Source organism: Corynebacterium sp. KPL2680, from assembly GCF_040225675.1.
Classification (GTDB): domain Bacteria; phylum Actinomycetota; class Actinomycetes; order Mycobacteriales; family Mycobacteriaceae; genus Corynebacterium; species Corynebacterium rhinophilum.
In genome coordinates, this window is record NZ_JBEHFM010000048.1 from 1 (window position 1) to 3,560 (window position 3,560).

A 3,560-nucleotide genomic window follows, 5' to 3' on the forward strand; every position below is an offset into this window, starting at 1 on the left:
CAGAACAAAAACGACTGAGATGCCGGTTTGTCAACTATGTCGCGACTGACCTGTCAAGCATGTCGCGACTCATGACATTGGGGTGGCTGACGGGACTCGAACCCGCGACAACCAGGATCACAACCTGGTGCTCTACCAGCTGAACTACAGCCACCATCGTTGCGCGAAAGCAACGAGATATAGGTTAACTCACGCCGCGTAAATTACAAAAACGCCTGGTAATCGGTGGTGGTTTCGGCCTTGAGGTCCTCGGCTTCGGTGGAGGTTGGGCCTTCGTCGGTGCGAAAGACGCTGCGGCGATAAAAATCCAGCTCGCGGATGGACTCGATGATGTCTTGCAGTGCGCGGTGGGCCATGCCCTTATCGGGCTGGTTGTAGTAGGCCCGCGGGTGCCAGCGCCGAGCGAGCTCCTTGATGGTGGAGACGTCGATCATGCGGTAATGCAGTGCCTCATCCAGCCGCGGCATATAGGCGCGGATGAAGGTGCGGTCGGTGGCGATGGAATTGCCTGCTAGGGGAGCGGGGTGCTTGCAGTGCTCATTAATAAGTGCTAGTACCGCGTCCTCGGCCTCGCGGATGGTCGTGGTGGACTGGCGGATTTCCTTATCGAGGCCGGAGTTCGCGTGCATCTCGGTGACGAAGGAATCCATCTGGGATAGTTCCTCTTCGGTGGCGTGGACGACAAGATCGATGCCCTTGCCAAGGATGTTGAGGTTGCCGTCCGTGATGACTGCGGCCACCTCGACGATGACGTGGCGCTCTGGGTCGAGGCCGGTCATTTCCAGGTCGATCCACACGAGGCGATCATATTTTGCGGCGATTTCGGGAGAAGACATGCGTTCCATTCTAACCCCGGCCGGCCGGGCCCTCCGCGCGCCCCGATCCGCACCCCGCAAAGCAAAAAGAAAAATTTACCTATCGTTTTACCGACACGGGAAAGTGATTTACGGCATACTTTCTATATCGTGCTTCACAAGGGAGGTGCGAATCACTAAGGAGTTTCTCGATGGCAAACTTTCTCGATGCCCTCAATTCCATAATTTGGTCGCCCGCCCTCGTGTTTTTGTTCTTGGGTGCGGGTGTTTATTTCACCGTGGTAACGCGGGGCCTGCAGGTCCGATGCATTCCAGATATGCTGCGACAAATTTCTAAGGGCGAAAAATCCGACGACGGTGTTTCTTCTTTCCAATCGCTGATGGTCTCGCTATCTGGCCGCGTGGGCGTGGGTAATATCGCCGGCGTGTCCACGGCCATTGCCTTCGGTGGCCCTGGTGCGGTGTTCTGGATGTGGGCGGTGGCCCTCTTGGGCTCGTCCACCTCCTTCATCGAGTGCACCCTGGCGCAGATTTATAAAGAAAAGGACCAGGACACCGGCGAGTACCGCGGTGGCCCGGCCTACTACATCGAAAAGGCGTATAAGCACACCAAGGCCGCGCCATTCATGATGGTCTACGGCATCCTCTTTGCCATCGCCATGATTCTAGCGACCAGCTACTTCCTGCCAGGCATCCAGGCTAACGCCGTTGCCGCAGCGGCCGATACCGCGTGGGGTGTTAACTCTACCTGGGCCGCGGTTGTCCTGGCCGGCATTTTGGCCATCATCATTATCGGTGGTGTCAAGCGCATCGCTAACTTCGCCACCTTGGTCGTGCCGTTTATGGCCGTGATTTACATCGGCATTTCCATCGTCGTGATGCTCATTAACTACTCGCAGATTCCAGAGGTCTTCGGACTTATCTTTAAGTCTGCCTTCAACCTCGAGGCTGGGTTCTCCGGCATGCTGGGTGTGGCCATCATGTGGGGCGTTAAGCGCGGTATTTACTCCAACGAGGCTGGTCAGGGTACCGGCCCGCAGTCCGCTGCCGCCGCTGAGGTCTCCCACCCGGCCAAGCAGGGTTTCGTGCAGTCCTTCGCCGTGTACATCGACACCCTCTTCGTCTGCTCCGCAACGGCGTTTATGATCATCTCCACGGATATGTACACCGTCTTCCGCGGCGAATCCGAGGATAGCGAGGTTGTCTACCAGGGCTCGCTTCCAGATGACGTCGCGGTCGGCCCCGGCTTCGTCCAATCCGGCCTCGATAGCGTCTTTGCTGGCTGGGGCCCGACGTTTATCGCCGTGTCCATTGCCTTCTTCGCGTTTACCACCGTGCTGGCGTACTACTACATGTCCGAGGTCAACCTGACCTACTTCAACCGTTGGGTTAAGTCTCGCCCGATTCGCCGCGGCCTGGTGTGGGCGCTGCGCATCCTGATTATCGTCTCGGTCATCGTGGGTGCTACCACGACTCCGGGCTTGGCCTGGGCGCTGGGCGATATCGGCGTGGGCACCACCGCATGGCTAAATATCATCGCCATCCTCTTCCTGCAGGTGCCGGCGCTCAAGGTCCTGAAGGACTACGAGAAGCAAAAGAAGGCGGGCAAGGATCCGGAATTCGACCCAGAAGCGGTGGGCATCAAGAATGCGGACTTCTGGGTGGACCGCAAAAATGCTCGCGCGGCGGCACAAGTGGCCGGTAGTCAAGCAGCCGGCAAGAATACTGAAAGCTAACCCATCTGGGAATAAAACCGCCCGATAAGCGGTGCGATGACGGGGGTCGGCAGCATCTTGCTGACCACGTTCATCGCCTTTGATAAGGGGCCAGGGACCACGCGTCGCTGGCCTTTTTGCATGGCCGCGATGGTCTCTTGGGAACAGGACTCATAGGTGGTCCACAGCGCATCGGGCACGACCTTATCCACAATGGTCTGGTCTTCCTCGGCGATGGTGGCCTCGCGCACCGGACCAGGAGCAAGCAAGGTGCAGCTGATGCCAGAGCCCTTCAGCTCATAGTGCAGCGCCTCCGTAAACGCATTCACCCCGGCCTTGGTAAAAACGTAGGTCGCGTTATTGGGAATGGGGATATTGCCGGCCGTGGAGCCCACATTGCAAATAGCGCCCGTGCGCCGCGGGAGCATGTGTTTTAATGCGGCGCGGGTCAGGCGGTGCACGGCGGTGCCGTTCAGGGCGAATTGGGAGGACTCGTAGCCCCAGTCTTGGTCCATGAAGGGGCCGAAGCTGGCGATGCCGGCGGAATTGACCAGGATGGAGACTTCTTTGGAGGAGATGGCTTCAATGACTGCCTCGACTCCCTCATCGGTGGCCAAATCCGCGGGCAAGGCAATGGCCTCAATGTGGTGGCGGCGCTCAAGCTCTGCGGCGATGCCTTCCAGGATTTCGCCGCGCCGGGCAACGAGGATGACGTTATAGCCCATTGCCGCGAAATCGTGGGCCATCGCCTTTCCAATGCCCTGACTAGCGCCCGTAACCAGGGCATAGGAGGTACGGGATGGTGCCGGAAGTGACATTGTCGAGCCTTTCGAAGGGTGGCTAGGTACTAAAGACCCCAGCGTAGACAAAAAGCCGGCACGCTGCGAAAAAAGTCGCGAGGCATCGTAGCTTAAAGGAACGATGTCTCGAGACTTCACACGGTGCCCCCAGCAGTGTCCGAATTCATGACTTATTTGACAGTCTGTTCCTGGGTAAGTGGTCGTGATGGTTGACAGGTCAGTCGCGACAT

3 protein-coding genes and 1 tRNA gene are annotated in these 3,560 nt (G+C 58.2%); 1 reads left to right on the plus strand and 3 read right to left on the minus strand.

The features are described from left to right. Nucleotides 1–78 precede the first annotated feature (78 nt). Together ABRP66_RS11515 and orn are read right to left on the minus strand one after the other, a co-directional pair. Nucleotides 79–154, minus strand: a tRNA-His gene (locus ABRP66_RS11515). Between the two features lie 49 nt (nt 155–203). Further along, a complete protein-coding gene (orn, locus tag ABRP66_RS11520) occupies nt 204–845 on the minus strand; it encodes an oligoribonuclease (protein WP_349838700.1) in 642 nt (213 codons plus the stop codon). 161 nt (nt 846–1,006) lie between these two features. Here orn and ABRP66_RS11525 point away from each other — a divergent pair, with 161 nt between their 5' ends. Further along, nucleotides 1,007–2,551, plus strand: coding sequence for an alanine/glycine:cation symporter family protein (locus tag ABRP66_RS11525; protein WP_349838701.1), 1,545 nt, complete (start codon nt 1,007–1,009; stop codon nt 2,549–2,551). Here ABRP66_RS11525 and cmrA read toward each other — a convergent pair. Further along, nucleotides 2,548–3,348 carry a mycolate reductase gene (gene cmrA / locus ABRP66_RS11530; protein ID WP_284771303.1) on the minus strand — a complete coding sequence of 267 codons (801 nt, stop codon included), beginning with the start codon at nt 3,346–3,348 and terminating at the stop codon, nt 2,548–2,550. The genes ABRP66_RS11525 and cmrA overlap by 4 nt on opposite strands. Between the last annotated feature and the right edge of the window lie 212 nt (nt 3,349–3,560).

Coding starts and splice junctions, on each gene's coding strand:
- cmrA (WP_284771303.1), bottom strand. CDS start 3,348: ATGTCACTTCCGGCACCATCCCGTACCTCCTATGCCCTGGTTACGGGC.
- orn (WP_349838700.1), bottom strand. CDS start 845: ATGGAACGCATGTCTTCTCCCGAAATCGCCGCAAAATATGATCGCCTC.
- ABRP66_RS11525 (WP_349838701.1), top strand. CDS start 1,007: ATGGCAAACTTTCTCGATGCCCTCAATTCCATAATTTGGTCGCCCGCC.